This window comes from Rhizobium etli CFN 42, assembly GCF_000092045.1.
Lineage (GTDB): Bacteria > Pseudomonadota > Alphaproteobacteria > Rhizobiales > Rhizobiaceae > Rhizobium > Rhizobium etli.
Genome location: NC_007761.1, coordinates 150,698 through 176,100 on the forward strand (window position 1 = coordinate 150,698; position 25,403 = coordinate 176,100).

The following is a 25,403-nucleotide window of genomic DNA, read 5'->3' on the forward strand; positions in this document are numbered from 1 at the left end:
TGCAGGGTAGGGCTTCCGCGGCATTCCTCGGTGGCTGCTGACGTAACGTAATGCCCAGAAAAAGTCGGTTGAATTTTGCAACTGCAGGGTTGCGATATCTCGGGAAAACGATATGGTGAACAAAAGGTTCATGTATAAGAGAGTGGTGCAGTGCCAGATCCGGTCGATATCATTGTTGGTCGCAACATCAGACAGCTTCGCGCCATTCGTCGTGTTTCCCAGCTCGATCTCGGTGAAGCACTCGGACTGACTTTCCAGCAGATCCAGAAATATGAAAAGGGAACGAACCGCGTTTCAGCCAGCAAGCTGCATCAGATCGCGGTTTTTCTCGGGGTCGAGATCTCCGCCCTCTTCGAGGGGACGGATATATCGGAATTCGGCGGCCGTATCGAACTCAGCCCTGATGCCTATGCCCTGGCGCTGAGCTACGACAAGCTGAACTCGACTGCAGGCAAGGAAGCGGTCAAGACCATCCTTACCCTCATGAGCGGCGAAGCGGTCGAAAGCGCCGCCTGACTCCGCCGAAGCGGTCAGTCGACCTCAGGAAAAGCAAGGCTTCTTCAGACAGGGACGACCTCCCAACGATATCGGGCGGACTGTCCCCAGCCGCGGAAGCATTTCGCGACTCGCTGGTGAATCAGTGAATCTCGCACCCATGCAACGCCGTCAGCAGGTCGTCCTGCGTCCGGTGGCCGGCGTGGTAGAGGTCGATCGCGATACTGGCGATGGAAAGGCCCTGCTGGCTGCGAAGCTTGATATTGCGCTCGGCACACCATGTGTAGATTGCGCCGGCGAGAACGTCGACATCTTCGGACTGAGAGGAAAAGGCTGGCGCCATGATGGATACTCTTGCTTCGGTGGTCCCCGTCAGAGCGCCTGCGTCCAATGGGACGCGCTGGAGACGCTCCGTCGCTCTGAAACTGCGCATAACCTTGCTGATATCGATTCCGATCTCGCGGGTCATGCGCCGACGGCAAAGATTGAAGCCATTTGAAATACTTGCAAGCGGCATCATCGGGCTGCGTTAACGCAAGTTCCTGTTCCGATCGGGCACCGTATCGATCCGGAACAGATCTGCCTGGCGTGAACTGTCCATGTCCCAAATCAGGATTGCGCGAGCAAAAAAGCCGGAGACGTTTCCGTCCCCGGCTTTCGCGATTGCCTATCGACTGACAGCTCAGCCTTCGAAGAATTCCTTCATCCGGGCAAAGAAACCCGTCGACTCCGGATTGTTCTCCTTGGAAGAAATCTGCTCGAATTCCTGCAGTAGTTCGCGCTGACGCTTGGTGAGCTTTTGCGGTGTCTCGATCTGGATCTGGATATAAAGGTCGCCTGTCTGCGCCGAACGCAGCACGGGCATGCCCTTGCCCTTAAGACGGAACTGTTTGCCGGCCTGCGTGCCCTCAGGCACGCTCACCCGCGATTTTGTGCCGTCGAGCGTCGCGACATCGAAGGTTCCGCCGAGAGCCGCCGTCGTCATCGATATAGGTACAGCGCAATAGAGATCGGCTCCATCGCGCTGGTAGAATTCATGCGGCTTCACCGACAGGAAGATATAAAGATCGCCGGCCGGTCCGCCGCGAGTCCCGGCTTCGCCCTCGCCCTGCAGGCGGATGCGCGTGCCGTCCTCGATGCCGGCGGGAATATTGACGGAGAGCGACCGCTCTTCCGTCACCCGGCCCTGGCCGTGGCACTTCGGACACGGATCGGGAATGATCTGGCCGCGGCCGTGGCAGGTCGGGCAGGTCCGCTCGATCGAGAAGAAGCCCTGCGCCGCGCGCACGCGACCCGTGCCCTGACAGGTGCCGCAGTTCTTCGGCTGCGTGCCGGGCTTGGCACCCGAACCCGAACAGACGTCGCAGGTGATGGAAGTGGGAACGCGGATCTGCGCCGTCTTGCCCGAGAAAGCCTCTTCCAGCGTAATTTCCATATTGTAGCGAAGATCGGCGCCGCGCTCGCGGCCTCCCGCAGAGCGCTGGCGCCCCCGTCCGCCGCCCATCATCTCGCCGAATATATCCTCGAAGATGTCGGAGAAGCCGCCGCCGGCAAAGCCGCCGCCACCGCCGCCCATGCCGCCATGCTCAAAGGCTGCGTGGCCATAACGATCATAGGCCGCCCGCTTCTGCGGGTCCTTGAGCATTTCATAGGCTTCGTTGATTTCCTTGAACTTCCGTTCGGCTTCCTTGTCGTCCGGGTTTTTGTCCGGATGATATTTCATCGCCAGCTTTCGGAAGGCGCTCTTCAGCTCTTTCTCGTCCGCCGATTTGGCTACACCCAGAGTTTCGTAAAAGTCCGCTTTTGCCATTAAGGATTAAACCCCGGAAATGGATTTCCGGCTGCCATGGTGAGCAGCCGGATCAGGTGTTGAAGCATAACCACGCCGCCGCGGATTACGCGGACTTCTTGCGGTCGTCGTCCTTGATTTCCTCGTAGTCGGCGTCGACGACATTGTCGCCGCCTTCCGCGGAGGCATCGGCAGCAGCGCCGCCTTCGGCCTGCTGTGCTTCATAGATCGCCTGGCCGAGCTTCATGGAAACTTCCATGAGCGTCTGGGTCTTGGCCTTGATGTCTTCGGCGTCGGCTTCGGTTGCCTCGGTCGAGGACTTCAGCGCGGCGATCGCATCCGAGATGGCGGTGCGGTCGGCTTCGGAGACCTTGTCGCCGTAATCCTTCAGCGACTTTTCCGTGGAGTGGATCAGGCTTTCGGCCTGGTTCTTGGCTTCTACGGTCTCGCGGCGCTTCTTGTCTTCGGCAGCATGGGATTCGGCATCCTTCACCATCTTTTCGATGTCGGCGTCGGAAAGGCCGCCGGAGGCCTGGATGCGAATCTGCTGTTCCTTGCCGGTGCCCTTATCCTTGGCCGAAACCTGCACGATGCCGTTTGCGTCGATGTCGAAGGTGACTTCGATCTGCGGCACGCCGCGTGGCGACGGCGGCAGGCCGACGAGGTCGAACTGGCCGAGCAGCTTGTTGTCGGCAGCCATTTCGCGCTCGCCCTGCGAGACGCGGATGGTGACGGCCTGCTGGTTGTCTTCCGCGGTCGAGAAGGTCTGGCTCTTCTTCGTCGGGATCGTCGTGTTGCGTTCGATCAGCCGGGTGAAGACGCCGCCGAGCGTCTCGATGCCGAGCGACAACGGCGTGACGTCGAGCAGTAGGACGTCCTTGACGTCGCCCTGCAGAACGCCGGCCTGGATGGCGGCGCCGAGCGCAACCACTTCATCCGGGTTGACGCCCTTGTGCGGCTCCTTGCCGAACAGCTGCTTGACGACTTCCTGCACCTTCGGCATGCGGCTCATGCCGCCGACGAGAACGACTTCGTCGATTTCAGCAGCGGTGACGCCGGCATCCTTGAGGGCAGCCTTGCAGGGCGCGATCGTGCGCTGGACGAGATCGTCGACCAGGCTCTCGAGCTTGGCGCGCGTCAGCTTCAGCGTCAGATGCTTCGGGCCGGAGGCGTCAGCCGTGATGAACGGCAGGTTGATTTCGGTCTGCTGCGAGGACGACAGTTCGATCTTGGCCTTTTCCGCGGCTTCCTTGAGGCGCTGCAGGGCAAGCTTGTCGTTCTTCAGGTCGATGCCGTTGTCCTTCTTGAATTCGGCAACGAGATATTCGACGAGACGCATGTCGAAGTCTTCACCGCCGAGGAAGGTATCGCCGTTGGTGGACTTCACTTCGAAGACGCCGTCGCCGATCTCGAGGATCGAAATATCGAAGGTGCCGCCGCCAAGGTCGTAGACGGCGATCGTCTTGCCGTCCTTCTTGTCGAGACCGTAGGCGAGAGCGGCGGCGGTCGGCTCGTTGATGATGCGGAGCACTTCAAGACCGGCGATCTTGCCGGCATCCTTGGTTGCCTGGCGCTGTGCGTCGTTGAAGTAGGCGGGAACGGTGATAACGGCCTTCTCGACCTTTTCGCCGAGATAGGATTCGGCGGTTTCCTTCATCTTCTGAAGGATCATTGCGGAAATCTGTGCGGGTGAGTAGCCCTTGCCATTGGCTTCGACCCAGGCGTCGCCATTGTCGCCCTTGACGATGCTGAAGGGAACGAGATGCTTGTCCTTCTCGACGGTCGGATCTTCGTAACGGCGGCCGATCAGGCGCTTGACTGCAAAGAGCGTGTTCGTCGGGTTGGTGACCGCCTGACGCTTGGCCGGCTGGCCGACGAGGCGTTCGCCGTCATCGGAAAAGGCCACCATGGAAGGGGTCGTGCGCGCACCTTCCGCATTCTCGATGACCTTTGCGTCCTTGCCGTCCATGACTGCGACGCAGGAATTCGTCGTTCCGAGGTCGATACCAATTACTTTTGCCATGTCATTCTCTCCTTGAAGCAAGCTGTCGGAACCCCCAGAAGGCATTTCCCTGACAGCCCCTTACGGGATGGGTCTACTTGAGATTACGCAATCGTGATTGCGGTGATGCGGCGTATATAAGGAGCGGTTTTCTGGACTGCAAGGCGGGAAATAGCCCGGAATCCAGCAAAACGAATGTGTTGCCTTCAATTTTCGCAGCAGCCGGGAAAGAGGTCGCCCGATCCCGGAAAGCGTGCGATTTCTAGTATGGCTTGCGCCGGGCATGCAGCACGGAATCTCATTGACCCATGATCAGATCGAGCAGGGTCGTGCGCCGGGGCTGCACCGAAGAGGTCGTCTGCGACCCACCGACATCGCCGGGCGGCACGATGCCGTCGTAGCCTGAACCGCCGCCTTCGGCAACGTCTGCAGGAGGGACAGGGCCGTTTCCGGGGCTTGCCCGCTGCTGCCGGACAGGCGCCTGCGGATAGCGCTCGGCATTCTCGCCGCCGCCGAAGACGCCGGATATGATGCCGCCGATCGTCGTCGGTGGCGGCACTTCGGCCGTGACCGGCTGCCCGCCGTCGGGCGCTGCCTGCGCCATCGGCTGGCCGCTGTCCGGCTTGTCGATCATCTGGCCGTTGCCAAAGAGCGGCGCCGGGGAAAGACCCTTGTGGGCGGCGATCATGAATTCCTTCCAGGCCTTGGCAGGAAGACCGCCGCCGGTCACCTTCTTCATCGGCTTGCCGTCGTCATTGCCGAACCAGACGCCTGTCGTGAGATTGCTGGTGAAGCCGACGAACAGCGCGTCGCGCGAATTCTGCGTCGTGCCGGTCTTGCCCGCCGCCTGCCAGCCGGGAATCTTAGCACTCTTGCCGGTGCCGTTTTCGATGACGCCCATCATCATTGTATCCATCTGCGCGGCGATCTGCTCTGAAAGCACGCGCGGCGGGCTGTCATAGGTATTTTCGTAGAGGACCTTGCCCTCGGCGGTCGTCACCCGGCGGATGACGTGCGGCGTCGCCTTGTAGCCGCCGTTCATGAAGGCGGCATAGGAGGCGGTCAGTTCCATCAGCGACACTTCGGACGTCCCAAGCGCAATCGAGGCGTTCGGCTGCAGCTCGCTTTCGATCCCGAGCCGGTGGGCAAGTTTGATCACCTGATCCGGCCCGTCATACATGACCAGCTGCGCGGCCACCGTGTTCAGCGACTTGGCGAGCGCGGTGGCCAGCGTCACTTCGCCATTGTATTTCTTCTCGTAATTCTCCGGCGTCCAGTCGCCGATGCGGATCGGCGCGTCATTAAACACCGAAAAAGGCGTCAGCCCTTTCTCCAGCGCCGCGGTATAGACGAAGGGTTTGAACGAAGATCCCGGCTGGCGCTTGGCCTTGACGGCGCGGTTGAACTGGCTCGTCGCATAGTCTCTGCCGCCGACGAGTGCCCGGATCGCCCCGGTGCCGTCGATCGAGACCAGGGCCGCCTGCGAGGCGTCGAGCTTGCCGCCCTCCTTGTCGAGCACGTCGACCAGCGACTGCTCAGCTTTCTTCTCCAGCGATTTGTCGATGGTCGTATCGACGATGATGTCTTCCTTGACGTCGCCGATCAGGCCCGGCAATTCGTCCATCACCATATCGGCGACATAATGCCCGGCGCCCGACCAGTAGCTCTTGGCCGAAGCGGGGGTCTGCGACATCGCTGTCTTGACCTCGGAATCGGTGATGAAACCTTGCTCGCGCATCGCCGCGAGCACGAGCTGGGCGCGCGCATTCGCCGCTTCAGCGTCGCGGGCCGGCGAAAGCCGCGACGGCGCCTTGAGCAGGCCTGCCAGCACCGCTGCTTCGCCGAGGTTCACATCCCGCGCCGATTTGTTGAAATAGCGCCTCGACGCTGCCTCGACGCCATAGGCGTTCGATCCGAAGAACACGCGGTTGAGATACATCGCAAGAATCTGGTCCTTGGTATATTTCTGCTCCAGCCAAAGCGCGAGCAGCACCTCCTGCACCTTGCGTTCCAGCGTTCTTTCGGGAGAGAGGAAGAGATTTTTGGCAAGCTGCTGCGTCAGCGTCGAACCGCCTTGCACCATGTGGCCGGCCGTGAAATTGGTGACGATCGCCCGCCCGAGGCCGAGCGGATCGACGCCGAAGTGTGAATAAAAACGCCGATCCTCGATGGCGATGACGGCTTCGGGAATGTAGGGCGACATGTTTTCGAGCGACAGCGCCTCGCCGCCGGTGGCGCCGCGATTGGCAATGACGCTGCCGTCGACGGCGGTGATCTTGACGTTCGGCGGCCGCTCGGGGATCGCCCATGTGCTTGCGCTCGGCATGCGCGAGCCGTAATAGAGGACGAGCCCGGCAACGCCGATGCCTGCCCAGATGAAAAGCACAACGCACCAGTAGACCACGCCGCGCAGGAAGCCGAAAAGGCCGCCGCCTTCACGCTCCCGCGGCTCACGCCGCCGCCGCTGGCGGGCGGCACGCTGCGGTAGAGGCTTGGAGCCGCCGCGCCGCGCGGATCTGCTTCCGATGACGCGGTCATCGGCATCGAGCGAAAATTCATCATTATCGCGGGCCGAGCGACCGCTGAAGGACGGTTCTATTCTGTCGCTTGATCTGCCTCTGTCTGCCATCGCGGACCGGTCGCATCCCTTGTTCGATCGCGAAGCCCACTTCGCATAACGGCGCCCTATTACAGCGCCGGGCGTCTCTCTAGAGGCGCGAAGGACGCTATAGCACGTTGAAGTGCTGCATAATTTTGTCCTTAAACTGATTTCGTTTTAAGGAATTATGCAGCAGGCGACGCGATCATCCGACTGAACTGTAATTGCGGCGATTTAACGGGGTGTTAAAGGACAACGAGTGAGGTGGGTCGCGCTGTCGAGCCGCGCAGGTCATGTCCACAGAGCCCGGAGGCGTTGCAGCAATCAAAGGGAATTGCTGATTTAAAGAATTATGCAGCGAGCGGAACCAATAGGCTCGACGGCTGTTTATGGAGAAGCGGGACAGCCCCTCACGTCCCGCGAATGATCGGCCGTCTCCCCTCAACGCGGCCGATCGACATCAGGCCCGGTGCATCCCCCCAAGGAGCACCGGGCTTTTTCGTGGCTCCGCTTTCCAGTGATTCTGTGCAGAAAGGGCGGCATTGCTGCCGCCCACGATATTTCAGTCGCCGCAGGAGGGATCGCCCGGGCGGCAGACGAAAGGCGAAGCCCTTGGATCCGGATGATTGTAGGTGTCGGCCTTCCCGCCTCTGAACTGCGGCAGATCGCGGAAATCCGAACTCCTGTTGTCGTCATCCCTGCGGACCTCTCTGCGGCGTTCCTCCCTTCGGGCGTCGTCGCGCCGGTCGCGGTCACGATCCCGGTACTCGCGGACCTGATAATCCCGATCCCGATACTCCCGCCGGTAATCCCGATCCCGGTAGTCGCGGTCGCGGTAATAATAGTCCGGGCCGCGGCTCCAGCGGTCACGCTCGCGATAGAAATCGCGGCCGCGGTAGTAGCGGTCCCAATAATTGCCGACGCTGAAGGTTACCATCGGAATGCCCAGCGGACGGTAATATTGCGGACCGACATAGACACGGCGTTGCTCGTAGACGGCCTGCACGTACTGGCCGGAGACCCAGCCGCGGCCGCCGTAGAACTCGACGTCGCACCAGTTGACGTTGGAAAGGCATCCACGGATTTCGACGGACGAACCGGCGGGTATGACGGCGACGGCGGGATACCGGGTGCTCGGACCTGCGCGCATGTTGACGTTTGCCGTCGAGTAACCCTCGGCGGCCTGTGCTATTGCCGGAGCCAGCACAAGCAGCGCGGCCGCGGCTATTTTGACGATAAGGTTTTTCACGCTTCTCACTCCTCGTTGGCGTGTTTTCTGACAGCGCTCGGCTGCCTTTCCTTGGCATATGCCATCTGGAACAAAGATAGAGCGATCGCCGGCATTTGTTAGGGCGTCACCATTCGCTTTTTCTTTCAATGCTTTATAGGTCGAGCGCGATGAACGTAGCTTGAACGGGGGGAGATTTGTGCGCCCACGATCCGGGTGCACTCTCATGGGTCCGTCGAGAGTTGCTCATGAGAGGACCGTTAACCGTCTGTTAACCTTCGCGCGGCAATCTGACGGCAATACTCGCTTGCTCCTTGACCACGGATGAACTGGCACCGAGCCGAGCGGATGACGAAAGGCCGGGCGACCGGCCTTTTGTTTTTGATTTTGACGAGCCGGCCGGAAGGCGCGCCATCGCCGTTTTAGCCGGCGAGCGCCTGAAGGATCCGCACCCAGGAGCGGATGCCCTTGTGGTAGGAAACAAGCTCGTATTTCTCGTTCGGCGAATGGATGCGGTCGTCGGCGAGGCCGAAGCCGACGAGCAGCGATTCCATGCCGAGCATCTTCTGGAAATCTCCGACGATCGGGATCGAGCCGCCCATGCCGATGACGATGGCAGGTTTCGGCCACTCATCGGAAAGCGCCGTCTTCGCCTTGGTCAGAACAGGCGAATCATAGGAGAGATGAATCGCCGGCGAGCCGCCATGCGGATGGAATTCCACCGAGCAGTCGGCCGGAATTTTCGATCTGACATAGCTGCGGAAAGCCTCGCGGATAGCAGCCGGATCCTGAGTGCCGACGAGCCGGAATGAAACCTTGGCCGAGGCCTTGGCGGCGATGACCGTCTTGAAGCCTTCCCCGGTATATCCGCCCCAGATGCCGTTGATTTCGGCCGTCGGCCGCGCCCAGGTGAGTTCCAGAACCGACCGGCCCTTTTCGCCGGAGGGAATGGAAAGGCCGACTTCACCGAGGAAGCTCTCGGCCGTCTTGCCGAGCGTCTCCCATGACGCCTTGATGTTGTCGGGCGTTTCCTCGACGCCGTCGTAAAAGCCCTCAAGCGTGATGCGGCCGGTCTCGTCATGCAGGCCGGCAAGCGCCTCGACGAGAATATGGATCGGATTGGCCGCAGCGCCGCCGAAGAGGCCGGAATGCAGGTCGCGGTCGGCGGCCGTCACGACCACTTCCTCGCCGACGAGGCCGCGCAGTGCCGCGGCGATTGCCGGCGTGTCGCGGTCCCACATGCCGGTATCGCAGACAAGCGCATAATCGGCCTTGAGTTCGGCGGCGTTGGCTTCGAGGAAAGGCTTCAAGGACGGTGAGCCCGATTCCTCCTCGCCCTCGAACAGAATGGTGATGCGGCAGGGAAGTGCGCCGTTGATCTCCTTATAGGCGCGGCAGGCTTCGACGAAGGTCATCAGCTGGCCCTTGTCGTCGGAGGTGCCGCGCCCGGTCAGGATCTTGCGGCCATCGCCGACATCCTTGATCGATGGCTCGAAGGGATCGTTTTCCCAGAGCTCGATCGGGTCGACCGGCTGCACGTCGTAATGCCCGTAGAAAAGCACATGCGGCGCGTCGGCGGAAGCGCCGGCGTGGTGGGCGACCACCATCGGGTGGCCCGGTGTGTCCCGCACCGAGGCGGTAAAGCCGAGGCTTTCGAGATAGGCGACCAGCCATTCGGCTGCCTTCCGACATTCGGCCTTGTAGACGGGATCGGTGGAAATCGACTGGATGCGCAGAAGCTCGAACAGCTTTTCGAGGCTCGAGGAAAGGTTCTGATCCGCGCGCGCAAGCACCTGTTGTAGATCCGTCATTTTCGATTCCTTTTTGAAATTTGGCCGGACGATAGACCAAACGAGGAAGGCAGGCGAGGCGGAAAAGCAAAAATGGGCGGCGCAAAAGCGGCCATATCCAGATCGGGCGCAAGAAGATTGTCTGATAATATAGAAGAAGCTTCTAATTCAATTTACAGTTATTTAGTACAACCTAAATAACCTGACTGAATTCAGCTGTTCGGGGGAGCGGATGTTTTCGGTCATTACATGTATTCGGGACGATCACGATTGGCGGCTGGTGCTCGCGGCCGCCGCGGTTTGTCTGGTCGGCGCGATGGCAGCGATGCTGCCGCTTTCGCGCGCTCAAGAATGCGATGCCGGGCGCCGCAAGCTCTGGATTGGCGCCGCGGCTTTCGCTTTCGGCACCGGCGTATGGGCAACGCATTTCATCGCGATGCTGGCCTATGACGGCGGCATGCCGATCAGCTACCAACTGGGGCTGACGGCGCTTTCCTTCCTCCTGTCGGTTGCCGGTTCGTGGGCGGCGATCGTCGTCGCTTCGGAGAGCCGCGGCAGGTTTTCGCGCATCCGCGGCGGCGTCATCATGGCGCTCGGCATCGCCTCGATGCACCTGACCGGTATGCAGGCGATCGAGACACAGGCGGTAGTCGTCTACAATCCCTATATGACGCTGAGTGCGGTTCTCGCGGGGGCGCTGCTGTCGAGCGCTGCCTTCTACGCCTTCTTCCAATGGAGAGGTCTGGGGCGGCTCCTCACCTCGTCCGTCACCTTCGTCCTTGCAATCTGCGCTCTCCACTTCATTTCGATGGCAAGCATCACGCTTGTGCCGGATCCCGGCAAAGAGGTCCGGGCAATGGTGCTCGATACCAGTCTGTTGGCGGCAATAGTCGTGGTAGCGGCGACGGCTCTCATTCTGACCGTTATCGCGGTGGTCTTTATCGAAAGCCATCTGACGGATCTGAGAGGGCTCGCCAATGCCTCGCAGGAAGGGTTGCTGATCCTGCGCGAAGGCAGGATCATCGATGCCAACGAACGGTTCCAAGTTCTTTCCGGCTGGAAGCTTGCCGATCTCGTCGGCAAGGCGCCGTCCGCTGCCTTGACCGTCATACAGGGACAGAACAGGCCCGGCGAGACGTTGCTCACTACCAGCAGCGGCAAGGAGATCGCCGTCGATGTGAATACGAGCAGGATCGTCTATCGCGGGCACAATTGCGACGTGCTGGCGGTGCGCGATCTGACGGAGCGCAGGCTGGCCGAGGAGATGATAGAACATCTCGCCCACCACGATGTTCTCACCGGTCTTCCGAACCGGTCGTTGTTCGACACGCGCATCCGCCAGGCGCTGCAGATGGCCGAACGAAAGAACAGCGAGGTGGCCCTCTTCTATATCGATCTCGATCGTTTCAAGAGCGTCAACGATATTTTCGGCCACGCCGAGGGCGACCGAATTCTCTGCAAGGTTGCCTCGATCCTCCGTCGCGTGGCCGATGAAAGCGATACGATCGCCCGTCTCGGCGGCGATGAATTTGCCATCATCCAGCCCGCCGGACAGCAACCGGCGGCGGCGCAGAAGCTCGCAGCCGCGATCCTGGACGAATTCGCCGCCGAAATGGATACGGCACGCGACCCCACAGCCGTCGGCGTCAGCCTCGGCATCGCCCTTTATCCGGCCGATGGACGTGAGACAGACGAGATCTGCAACAACGCCGATATCGCACTCTATCGGGTTAAGCACGGCGGCCGCGGCAAGGCCTGTTTCTTCGACGCGGAAATGGACGAGGCCACGCGAGCCCGCCGCCAGATCGAAAGCGAACTGCGCCACGCCATCACCCGCAATCAGATCCATGTCAGCTACCAGCCGATTTACGGTGCACTCAGCGGCGAGGTCAGCGGCTACGAGGCCTTGATGCGCTGGAACCGGCCGGGGCACGGCATCAGCGAGCCGGATGTCTTCATTCCAATCGCCGAGGAAAGCGGATCGATCGTCCAGCTCGGCGAATGGGTACTGCGCGATGCCTGTACAGAGGCTGCGCGCTGGCCGCATCCGCTGACGATCGCCGTCAACGTTTCGCCGGTGCAGTTCATGCTGCCCAACCTTTGCGAGCGGATCGAGGCAATCCTCGAGGAAACGGGGCTCGCGCCCGACCGGCTGGAAATCGAAATCACCGAGGCCGCTCTCATCCGTGATCGCGATCGGGTGATGGCCACGCTGCAGCGCCTGCGCAGTCTGGGTGTTCACATCGTCATGGACGACTTCGGCACCGGTTTTTCCTCGCTTTCCAACCTGCGAACCTTCCCGTTCGACAAGATCAAGGTCGACCGCAGCTTCACCGGCATGCTGGAACATGACGCAGCGTCACGTTCGATCGTGCGCGCAATCATCGGCCTCGGCCACAGCCTCGGCATGCCTGTCGTGACGGAGGGCGTCGAAACCGAGACGCAGCGCCAGATCGTCGTCGAAGAAGGCTGCGCCCAGGTACAGGGCTTTTTGCTCGGCAAGCCGGATATCGAACCGAGCATCAAGCTCGCCGCCCGTAAAGACCTCCTGTCCTCGACGGCTGACGCCGACGCACTGCCGATAGCGCGGCGGCGACCGACGCGTCTTGCCTGGGAGTAGGCCCGGTCAGAGCGCCTTGGCGTTTTCCAGCAGCCGGCGGATATATTCGAGCGTCAGCTCGCGCTCGAATCCGCGAAAGCCTTTGAACAGCGCCAGATCCGCCTCACGCGCGGTCTCGATCGCCTCAGCCTCCATGGCGCGGGCCTTCGGCGTCAGGAAAATCAGCTGCGCCCGCTTGTCGGACGGATGCGGCCGGCGTTCGATCAGCCCGTCGCGGACCATGCGCGAAAGCGTATTGGCCATGGTCGCCTGCTCGATAGCGACTCGGTCGAGAAGCTGTTTCTGGGTCAGCCCATCCTCGGCCCAGAGTTCCAGCAGGATGGGAAACTGGCCGGGAGAGAAACCGAGCCCTACCGCGCGCTGGTGCAGCGAGCGGGCAAAACCCTTCGCCAGCTGGCTGGCAAGGTAAGCTCCCGAATCCATGCGGTTAAATCCCATGATTGCAAGTTAGGCTCAAAACCGTGCCGGAGACAATGCAGCAAATCGCAAAGGATGCCCCAAAAAATGCAAGCCGCGATCAGAACTGCGCAGACCTGGAAAACAAAAGTCGCCATGACCTGGAGGTTGGCCATGGCGACTTTAAAATGGGGACAAAGGCCCGGAGAGGGGGATAAGGCCTTTGTCCAAGCCTGATGCGGCGGGGGACAAGCCGGTAATCAGACCCGCGACGCGATCAATAGCGCCGGTGACATCGATTTGTAGCTACGAATGTGGTTTTTCAAGGGTCACGGTACGTTACAAATCGGTAACAGTTTGGTGAGCGGAAATCCTTCCGCTCTTGGCCGAACTTTATATGGACCTCGTTTCCTGCCCGCGCTATCCATGCGCACATGAAAAAAGGCGATCACCTCTTCCTAGTCGATGGTTCCGGCTTCATCTTTCGGGCGTTTCACGCACTGCCGCCGCTGACGCGCAAATCGGACGGCCTGCCGGTCGGCGCCGTTTCCGGTTTCTGCAACATGCTGTGGAAGCTCTTGCGGGATGCGCGCAACACCGATGTCGGGGTAACACCGACCCATCTCGCCGTGATTTTCGATTATTCCGCAAAGACCTTTCGCAAGGATCTCTACGACGCCTATAAGGCGAATCGTTCGGCCCCGCCCGAAGAGCTCATTCCCCAATTCGGCCTCATCAGAGAGGCGACCCGCGCCTTCAACCTGCCCTGCATCGAGACCGAAGGCTTCGAGGCTGACGACATCATAGCCACCTATGCCCGCCAGGCCGAGGCGGCAGGTGCCGACGTCACCATCGTCTCCTCCGACAAGGATCTGATGCAGCTCGTCACTCCCAATGTCCACATGTACGACAGCATGAAGGACAAACAGATCGGCATTCCCGATGTCGTCGAGAAATGGGGCGTGCCGCCGGAAAAGATGATCGACCTGCAGGCGATGACCGGCGATTCCGTCGACAACGTTCCAGGCATTCCCGGCATCGGCCCTAAAACCGCCGCCCAGCTGCTTGAGGAATACGGCGACCTCGACACGCTGCTCGAACGCGCCACCGAGATCAAGCAGGTCAAGCGTCGCGAGACGATCCTTGCCAATGTCGAAATGGCCAAGCTCTCGCGCGACCTCGTCCGCCTGCGCACCGACGTGCCGCTCGATCTCGATCTCGACGCGCTGGTGCTGGAACCGCAGAACGGCCCAAAGCTGATCGGTTTCCTCAAGACGATGGAATTCACCTCGTTGACGCGCCGCGTCGCCGAAGTCTGCGATTGCGATGCGAGCGTCATCGAACCGGCGGTCGTTCCCATCGAATGGGGCGCGGCTGCCCATGGTCCGGATCTCGATGCCGCCGAGCCGGAGCCGGTTGCCGGCGGCATCCCCGACGTTTCGGGCGAATCGGTGCCCGTGCCGTCGCGTGCAAAGGCGAAGCCCGGCGTCGAAGGCGCTTTTTCGCCCGCCGATCTTGCCAAGGCGCGGGCCGAGGCTTTTGCGACGCTGCCCTTCGATCACTCGACCTATGAAACGATCCGCGATCTGGCGACGCTCGACCGATGGATTGCCGCTGCGCGCGACACAGGGCTCATCGCTTTCGATACGGAGACCACGTCACTGGATGCGATGCAGGCCGAGCTTGTCGGCTTTGCGATGGCGATCGCCGACAATGTCGCCGATCCCACCGGCACCAAGATCCGTGCCGCCTATGTGCCGCTCGCCCATAAGGACGGCGTTGGCGATCTGCTCGGCGGCGGCCTTGCCGAAAACCAGATCCCCATGCGCGATGCCTTGCCGCGGCTGAAGGCATTGCTGGAGGACGAATCGGTTCTCAAGGTCGCCCAGAACCTGAAATACGACTACCTCCTGATGAAGCGCTACGGCGTCGAGACGAAGAGCTTCGACGACACGATGCTGATCTCCTATGTCCTCGACGCCGGCACCGGCGCCCATGGCATGGACCCGCTCTCGGAAAAATTCCTCGGCCATACGCCGATCCCCTACAAGGATGTCGCTGGCAGCGGCAAAGCGAACATCACCTTCGATCTGGTCGACATCGATCGCGCCACCCATTATGCCGCCGAAGATGCCGATGTGACGCTGCGCCTCTGGCTCGTCCTGAAGCCGCGGCTGGCGGCGGCAGGGCTGACCAGCGTCTATGAGCGGCTGGAGCGGCCGCTGCTGCCGGTGCTGGCGCGCATGGAAGCGCGCGGCATCACCGTCGATCGGCAGATCCTGTCGCGCCTGTCCGGTGAACTGGCCCAGGGTGCGGCGCGCCTGGAAGACGAGATCTACACGCTGGCTGGCGAACGGTTCAACATCGGCTCACCGAAGCAGCTCGGCGATATCCTGTTCGGCAAAATGGGCCTTGCCGGTGGCAGCAAGACGAAAACCGGACAATGGTCGACCTCCGCCTCCGTGCTTGAGGATCTCGCCGCCGCCGGCTTCGAGCTGCCCCGCAAGATTGTCGACTGGCGCCAGCTCACCAAGCTGAAATCCACCTATACCGACGCGCTTCCGGGCTATGTCCATCCGGAAACCAGGCGGGTCCACACCTCCTATTCGCTGGCTTCGACGACCACGGGGCGCCTGTCCTCGTCCGAACCGAACCTGCAGAACATTCCGGTGCGCACCGCAGAAGGCCGCAAGATCCGCACCGCCTTCATCTCGACGCCGGGTCACAAGCTGATCTCTGCCGACTACAGTCAGATCGAATTGCGGGTGCTTGCCCATGTGGCCGAGATCCCGCAGCTGACCAAAGCCTTCGAGGATGGCGTCGACATTCACGCCATGACCGCGTCGGAAATGTTCGGCGTGCCGGTCGAAGGCATGCCGGGTGAAGTTCGCCGCCGCGCCAAGGCAATCAATTTCGGCATCATCTACGGCATCTCCGCTTTCGGTCTCGCCAACCAGCTTTCGATCGAGCGCTCGGAAGCCGGCGACTACATCAAGAAATATTTCGAGCGCTTCCCCGGGATCCGCGACTATATGGAAAGCCGCAAGGCGATGGCCCGCGACAAGGGTTATGTCGAAACGATCTTCGGCCGCCGCATCAACTATCCGGAAATCCGCTCTTCCAACCCTTCGGTGCGCGCCTTCAACGAACGGGCGGCGATCAACGCGCCGATCCAGGGTTCCGCGGCCGACGTCATCCGCCGGGCGATGATCAAGATGGAGCCCGCGCTCGCCGAAGCCGGTCTTGCCGAGCGTGTGCGCATGCTGCTGCAGGTGCATGACGAACTGATTTTCGAGGTCGAGGACGAGGATGTCGAAAAGGCGATGCCGATCATCGTCTCGGTTATGGAAAACGCCACGATGCCGGCGCTCGAAATGCGCGTGCCGCTCAAGGTCGATGCGCGCGCCGCCACCAATTGGGACGAGGCGCATTAACCGCCTTCCCAAAACGAAAAAGATTTTCCGCTTTCCTAACTCATTGAGATCACGATCATATATTTCCCTGGGCTGTGTCGGAACGATACGGCTGGAAGGAACTTATTAACCTTCCTTTTCTATCCCGGTGGGGTCGTAATTTGTTAGGCATGAGTGAGTAGCGGACGCATGCGTTTTCCCAGAACCAATTTGACGGATGCCGCAGATTTTTCCAGCGGCATTGAAACGGAGCTTCCGGAGGAAAATCCAGGCGAGAGGCCGCCGGCGCCGATCTGGCAGAGCAACTTCTCGCTCGCGCCGAATGTTCGCTTCACCCGCACGCCCGAAACTCTGATCAGCCGCCGCCGCCCGTCGAACGAGTCCATTCGCAGCGAACCGGAAGCGGAACAACAGGCGATACGGATAGAACCGGTCGCAGTCGACGTGCCGTTCGACATTTACCTGCCGGAGCCCGAACCTGCCGTAGCGCAGGCGGAGATCGAGACGCTGCAGCCGCCGACCGCCGCGGCGGAGGCGCCTACCCTGCGCGTCGCTTCCGAACTGTCTTCGATTTCCGATTTTGCCTTCTGGGAAGTCATGGCCTTCGAGGAGGGCGAACCGGTACGCGCGCCCTCGATCATTCTTCCGAAGATCGAGACCGCGCCCGAATCAATCACCTCGCTGTTTCGCGTCATGGAATGGCGTCCGGGCGCGCTGAAACCCGCTCAGGCGGCATCCCGACCGGTTCAGCCACTGGCTGCAACGCCCGCGCCGGTAGCTTCGCGCCCGCCGCCGGCGATTTCCCTGGAAAGGCCCGTCCGTATCCGCGAGGCGGCGACTGCGCCGGGGCCGCAGGTAGCGCCCCAGACTGCGCCGATGCCTCAGGTCACGCCGGTGCCTCAGGCCGCCCCCGTGCCTCGGCCGACGCCCCCGGTCGCCGCAGTCCTGCCGTCGCCGCGCCTTGCGGCGAGGCCGGAGAAGATCGATGCATCGGGTTATGAATTCCCGCCGCGCGCTCTTTTGCAGGAGCCGCCTGAACGTCTCGGCGAGATCATGTCGCAGGAGACGCTGGAGCAGAATGCCGGTCTTCTGGAAAGTGTGCTTGAGGATTTCGGAATCAAGGGCGAGATCATTCATGTCCGCCCCGGCCCTGTTGTCACCCTCTATGAATTCGAGCCGGCGCCCGGCGTGAAGTCGTCGCGCGTCATCGGCTTGGCCGATGATATCGCCCGCTCGATGTCGGCGCTTTCGGCCCGGGTCGCCGTGGTTCCCGGCCGCAATGTCATCGGCATCGAGCTGCCGAACGTCACCCGTGAAACAGTTTATTTCCGCGAGATGATCGAGAGCCAGGATTTCGACAAGAGCGGCTACAAGCTGGCGCTCGGCTTGGGCAAGACCATCGGCGGCGAGCCCGTGATCGCCGAGCTCGCCAAGATGCCGCATCTGCTCGTCGCCGGCACCACAGGCTCGGGCAAATCGGTCGCCATCAATACGATGATCCTGTCGCTGCTCTACCGCATGACGCCGGAACAGTGCCGGCTGATCATGGTAGACCCGAAGATGCTCGAACTCTCCGTCTATGACGGCATTCCCCATCTGCTGACGCCCGTCGTCACCGATCCGAAGAAGGCGGTCATGGCGTTGAAATGGGCAGTTCGCGAGATGGAGGAGCGTTATCGCAAGATGTCACGCCTCGGCGTGCGCAACATCGACGGCTATAACGGCCGCGTTTCCCAGGCACGCGAAAAAGGCGAGACCATCCACATCATGGTCCAGACCGGCTTCGACAAGGGAACCGGTGCGCCGATCGAAGAGCAGCAGGAGCTGGATCTTGCGCCGATGCCCTATATCGTCGTCATCGTCGACGAAATGGCCGACCTGATGATGGTCGCCGGTAAAGAGATCGAGGGTGCGATCCAGCGTCTGGCGCAGATGGCGCGTGCCGCCGGCATTCACCTGATCATGGCGACTCAGCGCCCCTCGGTCGATGTCATTACCGGCACGATCAAGGCGAATTTCCCGACCCGAATTTCCTTCCAGGTCACCTCGAAGATCGACAGCCGTACCATCCTCGGCGAACAGGGCGCCGAACAGTTGCTCGGCCAGGGCGACATGCTGCATATGCAGGGCGGCGGACGCATCGCCCGCGTCCACGGTCCCTTCGTCTCCGATGCCGAAGTGGAGAAAGTCGTTGCGCATCTCAAGACGCAGGGTCGCCCCGAATATCTCGACACCGTGACCGCCGACGAGGAGGAAGAGCCGGAAGAGGAGGACGCCGGCGCCGTTTTCGACAAGAGCGCCATGGCCTCCGAGGATGGCAACGAGCTTTACGAGCAGGCGGTCAAGGTCGTCATGCGCGACAAGAAGTGCTCGACCTCCTACATCCAGCGCCGCCTCGGCATCGGCTATAACCGCGCCGCTTCACTGGTCGAGCGCATGGAGAAGGAAGGTCTCGTCGGGCCGGCAAATCATGTCGGCAAGCGCGAAATCATCTCCGGGCGGGGCGACGGCGACTGATTGACGACGACCGAATTGCCAACGGCTTCGGTCTCATCTTCTCAACATGGCCAACCTTACCGTTTCACTGACGAAGGCTGATTTTCCGCCGGTATAGAAATCCCAATGGCCGTCTGCCTCCGCGGCCAGCCGGCGCTTCAGGTCGACATAGGCGTTGGCTCTGTCGGGATGATCTCTGAGATAATCGCGAAACAGGAGGCGTTCCTGATGCGCACGATTGTCGGGACCGCAAAGATAGAGCCTGAACCCGTAACACTCGCGATTCCGGGTAAAGACCCAGCGACCGTCTCCATGAGGGTCGCCGTGGAAGATGAATTCGGCGGCGCGTATTAATTCGATTGCTGGCGGTAGCGCTTTATCGGATGTTGCAACGACATCGAAATCGATCTTCGGCTTGGCCGCAAGACCAGGCACCGATGTACTGCCGATATGATCGACGGACAGCACGAGATCACCGAGCGAAGTGGCGACTTCGGCGCTGATTTCGGCAAAGAGCAGCGGCCAGGAAGGGTCGTAATCGACGACTTTGATGGCGCGCATCCTGCCTCTCTACTGTGGTCGCGGCACTTCGGCCAGCAATCCTTCCAGGATCGCGATCATCTTCTGCTCGGCTTCTTCGAGCGAGCCGCTATTGTCGAGCTCCGTCACGTCATAGTCGCCACGCACGGTCAGCGGCCCGCGGGCGAGCCTGGCCATGATGTCCTCATGTGTCTCGCGGCCGCGCGCTTCCAGCCGGCTGGCGAGCACTTCGGGGCGGGCCGTGACATTGATGACCTTCAGCCGCGGGAAAGCGGCCTGGAAGCGGTGAAGCGCCGAGCGCGAGCCGTTGGCCACGACGACGTGGCCTCGCGACAGCGCCACCGAAACTTCGGCCGGAATGCCGTATCTCAGGCCATGCGCTTCCCACCAGACCGCGAAAGAGCCTGACTGCTCCATGGCGGCAAAGCCTTCGAGGGAGACGGAAAGATGATCCTCGCCGCCGGCATTACGGTGGCGGGTGATGACCCGGCGGGCGAAATGCACGTTGTCGCGGCCAGAAAAACGCCGCGCAGCGAGGTTCATCAGCGTGTCCTTGCCGGCGCCGCTCGGCCCGACGACCACGACCATGATGCCGCGCTCGGCTCCTGCTGCCGCGTGGGGTTCGTGCGGCGTCATGCGACACGGCGTCCCTGGCGCCAGACGGAGCGTGTCACCGGCACGCCGTGCGAGCGGTGGACACGGACGAGATCGGCCCGCAGCCCGGTCGCGATCCGGCCGCGATCGTCGAGGCTGACGGTGCGGGCAGGCGTCGACGTCACCATCGCGATCGCTTTCGCAAGGGTGATGCTCTCCACCTCGTCGGCAAGGATGAAGGGTGCATGCAGCAGGCTGAGCGGCACGTAGTCGGAGGACAGCACGTCGAGCACGCCCATTTCGGCGAGATCGCGGGCGGCGATATTACCGGAATGGGATTTGCCGCGCACGATGTTCGGCGCGCCCATCAGCACGCTCATGCCGTGCTCGTGCGATGCCCGGGCGGCATCGAAGCTGGTTGGAAACTCGGCAAGGCGCACGCCATTGTCGATCGCCTCGTCGACATGAGAGAGCGTGGCGTCGTCATGGCTTGCGACCGTGATGCCGCGCTCGGCGCACGCCTTGGCGATGGCGTTTCGATGGGGCGTCGAATTGCGTGCCGATTCCGCCTGGCGCTTGGCGACGAAACGGGCAAAGGCCTCGTCGCTCAGGCCCCGCTTCTTTTGGTAGTAGAAGATATATTGATCCATCGTCTGGAATTGCCGCTGGCCGGGCGCATGATCCATCAGCGAGACCAGCCGCACGTGCGGATCGTTTTCGAAATCGGCGAAATGTTCGAGCACGTTGTCGGCCGAAACCTCGCAGCGAAGATGGATGAGGTGCTCGGCGCGCAGCCGGCCTTCCTTCTCCGCCGATTGAATGGCGTCGGCCATCTCGCGCATCTCGCCATGTTCGAAACCGCCGTCCTCGTCCGCGCCCATGCGCAGGCAGTCGAACACCGTCGTGATGCCCGATGTGACGATCTGGGCGTCATGCGCCTGGACGGCAGCCGTCTTGTGCCAGCGGATGCCCGGGCGCGGCTGGTAATGGCCTTCGAGATGGTCGGTATGCAGTTCGACGAGGCCGGGAATGATGTAATCGCCCTCGAAATCTTCCCCGGCTACCGAATTGCCTTCGGAGATATCGGCGATCTTGCCGTCGCGGATGAGGATCGATCCTGAAAGGATGTCGTCCTCGAGAACGATGCGGGCGTTGGAAAAGACGGTCTCTTTGCTCATATCGTCGATCTTTCAGCTTTTGGCGCCGGAAAGCGGCAGCCAGGAATGAACTTTGAACGGGGCGCCGCGCGTCTCCTCGATGAAGACGGCGAGGCCGGAAATCGAAAGCGGCCGGCCGATGAAACCGGCAAAACGCTCCGCCAGGATCGTTTTCATCGTCTCGGTACGTGTCTCCGGCACCTGGCCGCTCAGTGTCATGTGGAAACCGAAATCCTCCATGACGTAAGGATAGCCCCAGCGCTGCAGATTGGCGCGCTGGCTGTCGCTGAGCCTCTCCGGATTGCGGCGCGCGACATCGACCTCGGAAAGCGTTGCGCGGAACGGCTCGAAGGACTTTACCACCTTCGCTGCGAAATCCTGAAGAGGTTGATGAAGAGAAGCCGGAACAAGGGCAAAAAAACGACCGAGCTGACCGAGCACGAGCTGGGGTATCTCGAAGGCCGGCGTCCGGGCGGCAAACTCCTCGGCGAAAGCCATGAGATCCCTTTCGGTGACGGAAGCGGCAAGCGAAAACGGCGCCTTGATCGTCGCGTGAAAGCCGTAGCGGCGTGGGTCGGCGGTCAGCTCGAACTGCTCTGCCGCACTCAGCGTCTCATGTTCGGATGCAGGATAGGTGTCGCCGGTGAAAGCATCGCGACCGAGCCAGAGCGAAGCCGCGCCGGTCAGAGGATCATCCTTCGGCGGCGAGAAATAGAGAGCGTAGCGCAAGGCTTTTATCCTGGGGATCGTCGAAACGGGGAGGGCAATGTGCAGTGATTTGGCGGCGAACCGCAAGCAGGCTCCCGGCTAAAAGATTTCCGTGACAGAATGATGATGCCGGCAGCGCCGCCATCGCCTTCATCGAGCGCTCAGTGCGTCTTCGCGCCCATCAACCGGTGGCGCAGCGCGTTCGAAGCGCCGTCGAACAGGAAGACGACGATCAGGATCAGAATGACCATATAGGCGACGTTTTCCCAGTTGGCGTTGGTGCGCATCGCCTCCCAGAGTTTGAGGCCGATACCGCCTGCGCCGACGGCGCCGATGATGGTGGCGCCGCGCACGTTCGATTCCCACTGGTAAAGCGTCTGGCTGACGATGACGGGAATGATCTGCGGCATGATGCCGTAACGATGGACGAGCACCGTTTGGGCGCCGGTCGATGTGATGCCTTCCCGCGGCTTGTTGTCGATGTTCTCGAGCCCCTCGGAATAAAGCTTGCCGAGCGTGCCGGTCTCGGTAAGGAAGATCGCGCCGCTGCCGGCAAGCGGCCCGGGGCCGAAGGCGCGGGTCAGGAACAGCGCCCAGATCAGCATGTCGACCGAGCGCAGGAAATCGAACAAGCGTTTGAGAATCTGGTTCAGGAGGCGGTGCGGCGTGATGTTGCGCGCTGCCAGGAACGCGAGCGGGAAGGCGGCGAGCGCGCCGAGCAGCGTTCCGAGAAAGGCCATGACGATCGTCTGGAAAAGCTTGGTCCAGACGTCGCCATGCTGCCATTCGCTGTTGTTCCAGATATCCTCTAAGGCCAGCGACAGGTTGGTCTGGTCGGGCTTGATGCGAGGGCCGGAGACAATGAGGCCGATGACTTCGCCGACCGGCTTGTCGAAGAAGGCGGATTGCGTGTCGAAGATGAAATTCGCCCAGCCGATAAAACGCTTGCGGACCTTCACGCGATCGAGGGAAATGCTGACGTCGCCGGCAAAGCCGAGATCCGCGAGCACATTGTCGTCATAGACGGTCATCCAGCTCGGCACCGGCCCGACCACTTTCGGCGCACCGCTCGAGAGTTCGATGGGGATGCTGACGCCATGGGCGGTCACGATCGTCTCGCTTTTCGAGACGGTGACGCTGCGGCTGGCGCCGCTGATCGAAACGGTAATGCTGCCGTCGGGGTTGTTGACCACCCAGTCCGGATGCGGATTATCGCCGAGCGGCGAGAAGCGGGGATAACGCACCTCGATCGAGCCGTCGTCCTGGATGCGGAAGTCCGGCTGAACATCGTAGCTCACCCATTGGCTGAGATAGATGCCGACGCGCTCCCAGTGGGCCTCGGCAAGAAGCTTTTGCAGGTCGAAGAACCAGACGGCGTAGAGGCCGTAGGCCAGCGTCGCAACGAGGATCATCAGCCCGCCGAAACGCTGGCGGAACGACCGGTGGAAATATTCCGGATAGCGCGCTTCGATCTCATGCATGCGGTTTGCGTCGATCACCGTCATGGCGGCCTCAATGTTGCAGAAGGAAAGCGTGCTCGCCGACGAGACGGCGGCGCAGCCATGCGGAGAACTGGTCGACGGCGATGATCGTCACGAAGAGCAGCAGAACGAGAGCCATCGTCTTGGCGCCGAAGCCGCGCGAGATCGAAAGCTTCAGCTCCTCGCCGATGCCGCCGCCGCCGACGGCGCCGATGATGGTCGAGGCGCGCACGTTGATCTCCAGGCGTAAGAGCGCATAGGAGGTGAAATTCGGCAGCACCTGCGGCAGGGCGGCGAAACGCACGCGCTCCCACCAGTTGGCGCCGACGGCCTTCATCCCCTCATGCGGCTTCATGTCGATATTTTCGGCGACTTCGTAGAAGAGTTTGCCGAGCGCGCCGATCGTGTGCAGGGTGATGGCGATGATGGCGGCGACCGGCCCGATCGACAGGATCGCCGAAAACAGGCCGGCGATCACGATTTCGGGGAAGGCGCGCAGGAACTCCATCAGCCGCTTGGTGAAGATGCGCAGCGGCCATGAACTCGTGAGGTTGCGCGCGGCAAAGAAGCTCAAGGGAACCGCAAAGATGAAAGCGACAATCGTCGAGATCAGCGCCACGTTGATCGTGACGATCATCAGCTCGAAATATTCCGGAATGTAGAAGGCGCTCGAGACGTAGACGCGTCCCTTGTCGAAATTGAATTCCTCGCCGCCTTTGTCGTTGACGCTCGTTATGTCGAAAAGCGCGCGCCAGACGTCGTTCCAATCCTTGGGGATGAGCCAGCTCAGGAAGTCGAAGAGATGTGGCAGGCGGTCGAAGAAATGACCGGCATTGCTCTCGTCGGCGAATCGGACGGAACTGACGAAAGCCACGATGAGGATAACCAGGCCAAGGATGGTGTAAAAGCGGCGCCTGGCGACCATCCGCTCCCAGGCGGTCCCGATCTCCTGCGTGCTCTGCCTGCGCGGCTGTGTATTGGCAATAGTCATGGATGCCCCGCCTGCTACATAATTCCATCCTTAAATCGAGTTCGATTTGAGGATGGAATTATGTAGCAATTCAAAGTTCGACAGCGTCCTTTACGCGTCTGAAAAGACGCGCGGCGCTGTAGTCACAAAAGAAGGGGCGGCCGTCGCCGGCCGCCCCGCATTGAAAAGGCGATCAGCCGCCGATGGCCGCTTTACGAACTTCGACGATAGCATTGTAGAAGTCGTGCTTGACGGGGGCATAGCCCTTGTAGTCGCCGCCTTCGACAGCCGAGAAGCACTTGTGATCCTTCTCCGGCAGGGCTGTGAAGAAGGCTGCGAGCTTCGTCTGCCACTCTTCGCCGAGGCCGTTGCGCACGACGAGCGGGCCGTTCGGGATCAGCGGCGAACGCCAGACTTCAACGAGCTTGTTCGGGTCCACGGCGCCCTTGTCGACTTCCTTGCGGAAGGTGCCGGAGGTGTAGCCGTCCTTGAAATCGCCGATGCCAGAGCTGTCGTCGACGGCAACGTCGACCTTGCCGTCATAGGCGGCAAGCAGGTTGTTTTCATGACCGCCGTTGAACTGGGTCGAGGCAAAGAACTTGTCGTTCGGCATGCCGGTGTCCTTCGGGATCTGCGTCAGCGGAACGAGGTAACCGGAGGTGGAGTCCGGATCGGCGTAGCCGAGCTTCTTGCCCTTGGCGTCCTTGATGGTCTTGATGCCGGAGGACTTCAGTGCGAGGCCGATCGAGTGATAACCCGTCGAACCATCTTTCTGCTGCGTCGTCAGGATCGGCGTAACGGCCTTCGGATCCTTGAGGTAGACGGAGGCGTAGCCGGAAGCGCCGAGTTCGGCGAAGTCGAGCGTGCCGCCGAGCAGGCCCTGGATAACGCCGTCATAATCGGCGGCCGGGAAGAGCGAGACCTTCTCGAAGCCGAATTCCTGTTTGAGGTGGTCGGCAAGGCAGGCATAATTGCGCAGGCGGTCGGTTTCGTTTTCGCCGCCGAGGATGCCGATGCGGAATTCCTTGAGGTCTGCGGCATTGGTGGCGCCGGCGAGCGCGAACAGCGCCGTTGCCGCAAAGAGTGCTTTCTTCAACATGCGTTCTCTCCTGTTGACCGGTGTCC

The 25,403-nt window shown here is 61.4% G+C and carries 18 protein-coding genes; 4 read left to right on the top strand and 14 right to left on the bottom strand.

What is annotated here, in order from left to right; translation table 11 throughout:
• Positions 1–150 precede the first annotated feature (150 nt).
• A complete protein-coding gene (locus tag RHE_RS00725; protein WP_011423536.1) occupies positions 151–516 on the top strand; it encodes a helix-turn-helix domain-containing protein in 366 nt (121 codons plus the stop codon).
• Between the two features lie 121 nt (positions 517–637).
• Here the strand turns inward: RHE_RS00725 and RHE_RS00730 are convergent, their stop codons facing one another.
• From RHE_RS00730 to RHE_RS00755, 6 genes are all read right to left on the bottom strand, one after another.
• Complete coding sequence (locus tag RHE_RS00730; RefSeq protein ID WP_041678799.1) at positions 638–838, bottom strand: hypothetical protein; 201 nt, start codon at positions 836–838, stop codon at positions 638–640.
• A gap of 339 nt (positions 839–1,177) precedes the next feature.
• Entirely contained in the window at positions 1,178–2,305 is a 1,128-nt protein-coding gene (gene dnaJ, locus RHE_RS00735; protein WP_011423538.1) for a molecular chaperone DnaJ, read from the bottom strand.
• 85 nt (positions 2,306–2,390) lie between these two features.
• Complete coding sequence (gene dnaK / locus RHE_RS00740) at positions 2,391–4,307, bottom strand: molecular chaperone DnaK (protein WP_011423539.1); 1,917 nt, start codon at positions 4,305–4,307, stop codon at positions 2,391–2,393.
• A 277-nt stretch (positions 4,308–4,584) separates the two neighbouring features.
• Positions 4,585–6,915 (bottom strand): transglycosylase domain-containing protein, encoded by a 2,331-nt coding sequence (locus RHE_RS00745; protein ID WP_011423540.1) that lies wholly within the window; start codon positions 6,913–6,915, stop codon positions 4,585–4,587.
• Between the two features lie 532 nt (positions 6,916–7,447).
• Positions 7,448–8,134, bottom strand: coding sequence for an SH3 domain-containing protein (locus RHE_RS00750; protein WP_020920082.1), 687 nt, complete (start codon positions 8,132–8,134; stop codon positions 7,448–7,450).
• Positions 8,135–8,535: 401 nt separating this feature from the next.
• Positions 8,536–9,924: a dipeptidase gene (locus tag RHE_RS00755; RefSeq protein WP_011423542.1), complete on the bottom strand. Its 1,389-nt coding sequence runs from the start codon at positions 9,922–9,924 to the stop codon at positions 8,536–8,538.
• Positions 9,925–10,135: 211 nt separating this feature from the next.
• Between RHE_RS00755 and RHE_RS00760 the strand changes: the two genes are divergently transcribed.
• Positions 10,136–12,523, top strand: coding sequence for a bifunctional diguanylate cyclase/phosphodiesterase (locus RHE_RS00760; RefSeq protein ID WP_011423543.1), 2,388 nt, complete (start codon positions 10,136–10,138; stop codon positions 12,521–12,523).
• 6 nt (positions 12,524–12,529) lie between these two features.
• Here the strand turns inward: RHE_RS00760 and RHE_RS00765 are convergent, their stop codons facing one another.
• A complete protein-coding gene (locus RHE_RS00765; RefSeq protein ID WP_011423544.1) occupies positions 12,530–12,946 on the bottom strand; it encodes a MarR family winged helix-turn-helix transcriptional regulator in 417 nt (138 codons plus the stop codon).
• Positions 12,947–13,353: 407 nt separating this feature from the next.
• Between RHE_RS00765 and polA the strand changes: the two genes are divergently transcribed.
• A complete protein-coding gene (polA, locus tag RHE_RS00770; RefSeq protein ID WP_011423545.1) occupies positions 13,354–16,353 on the top strand; it encodes a DNA polymerase I in 3,000 nt (999 codons plus the stop codon).
• 168 nt (positions 16,354–16,521) lie between these two features.
• On the top strand, positions 16,522–18,849 hold the full coding sequence (locus RHE_RS00775) for a DNA translocase FtsK (RefSeq protein ID WP_011423546.1): 2,328 nt from the start codon (positions 16,522–16,524) through the stop codon (positions 18,847–18,849).
• A gap of 33 nt (positions 18,850–18,882) precedes the next feature.
• Here RHE_RS00775 and RHE_RS00780 read toward each other — a convergent pair whose 3' ends face one another.
• From RHE_RS00780 to phnD, 7 genes are all read right to left on the bottom strand, one after another.
• Entirely contained in the window at positions 18,883–19,389 is a 507-nt protein-coding gene (locus RHE_RS00780; protein WP_011423547.1) for a GrpB family protein, read from the bottom strand.
• Between the two features lie 9 nt (positions 19,390–19,398).
• On the bottom strand, positions 19,399–20,004 hold the full coding sequence (phnN, locus tag RHE_RS00785) for a phosphonate metabolism protein/1,5-bisphosphokinase (PRPP-forming) PhnN (protein ID WP_020920088.1): 606 nt from the start codon (positions 20,002–20,004) through the stop codon (positions 19,399–19,401).
• Complete coding sequence (locus tag RHE_RS00790) at positions 20,001–21,140, bottom strand: alpha-D-ribose 1-methylphosphonate 5-triphosphate diphosphatase (RefSeq protein ID WP_011423549.1); 1,140 nt, start codon at positions 21,138–21,140, stop codon at positions 20,001–20,003. The genes phnN and RHE_RS00790 overlap by 4 nt, the downstream gene beginning before the upstream one ends.
• Positions 21,141–21,152: 12 nt before the next feature.
• Positions 21,153–21,848, bottom strand: coding sequence for a DUF1045 domain-containing protein (locus tag RHE_RS00795; protein ID WP_042117702.1), 696 nt, complete (start codon positions 21,846–21,848; stop codon positions 21,153–21,155).
• A 140-nt stretch (positions 21,849–21,988) separates the two neighbouring features.
• Entirely contained in the window at positions 21,989–23,332 is a 1,344-nt protein-coding gene (phnE, locus tag RHE_RS00800; protein ID WP_011423551.1) for a phosphonate ABC transporter, permease protein PhnE, read from the bottom strand.
• 7 nt (positions 23,333–23,339) lie between these two features.
• Positions 23,340–24,299: a phosphonate ABC transporter, permease protein PhnE gene (gene phnE, locus RHE_RS00805; protein WP_011423552.1), complete on the bottom strand. Its 960-nt coding sequence runs from the start codon at positions 24,297–24,299 to the stop codon at positions 23,340–23,342.
• Positions 24,300–24,471: 172 nt separating this feature from the next.
• Positions 24,472–25,377: a phosphonate ABC transporter substrate-binding protein gene (gene phnD, locus RHE_RS00810; RefSeq protein ID WP_011423553.1), complete on the bottom strand. Its 906-nt coding sequence runs from the start codon at positions 25,375–25,377 to the stop codon at positions 24,472–24,474.
• Positions 25,378–25,403 lie beyond the last annotated feature (26 nt).

Coding starts and splice junctions, on each gene's coding strand:
- RHE_RS00730 (WP_041678799.1), bottom strand. CDS start 838: ATGGCGCCAGCCTTTTCCTCTCAGTCCGAAGATGTCGACGTTCTCGCC.
- dnaJ (WP_011423538.1), bottom strand. CDS start 2,305: ATGGCAAAAGCGGACTTTTACGAAACTCTGGGTGTAGCCAAATCGGCG.
- dnaK (WP_011423539.1), bottom strand. CDS start 4,307: ATGGCAAAAGTAATTGGTATCGACCTCGGAACGACGAATTCCTGCGTC.
- RHE_RS00745 (WP_011423540.1), bottom strand. CDS start 6,915: ATGGCAGACAGAGGCAGATCAAGCGACAGAATAGAACCGTCCTTCAGC.
- RHE_RS00755 (WP_011423542.1), bottom strand. CDS start 9,924: ATGACGGATCTACAACAGGTGCTTGCGCGCGCGGATCAGAACCTTTCC.
- RHE_RS00760 (WP_011423543.1), top strand. CDS start 10,136: ATGTTTTCGGTCATTACATGTATTCGGGACGATCACGATTGGCGGCTG.
- RHE_RS00765 (WP_011423544.1), bottom strand. CDS start 12,946: ATGGATTCGGGAGCTTACCTTGCCAGCCAGCTGGCGAAGGGTTTTGCC.
- polA (WP_011423545.1), top strand. CDS start 13,354: ATGAAAAAAGGCGATCACCTCTTCCTAGTCGATGGTTCCGGCTTCATC.
- RHE_RS00775 (WP_011423546.1), top strand. CDS start 16,522: ATGCGTTTTCCCAGAACCAATTTGACGGATGCCGCAGATTTTTCCAGC.
- RHE_RS00780 (WP_011423547.1), bottom strand. CDS start 19,389: ATGCGCGCCATCAAAGTCGTCGATTACGACCCTTCCTGGCCGCTGCTC.
- phnN (WP_020920088.1), bottom strand. CDS start 20,004: ATGACGCCGCACGAACCCCACGCGGCAGCAGGAGCCGAGCGCGGCATC.
- RHE_RS00790 (WP_011423549.1), bottom strand. CDS start 21,140: ATGAGCAAAGAGACCGTCTTTTCCAACGCCCGCATCGTTCTCGAGGAC.
- phnE (WP_011423551.1), bottom strand. CDS start 23,332: ATGACGGTGATCGACGCAAACCGCATGCATGAGATCGAAGCGCGCTAT.
- phnE (WP_011423552.1), bottom strand. CDS start 24,299: ATGACTATTGCCAATACACAGCCGCGCAGGCAGAGCACGCAGGAGATC.
- phnD (WP_011423553.1), bottom strand. CDS start 25,377: ATGTTGAAGAAAGCACTCTTTGCGGCAACGGCGCTGTTCGCGCTCGCC.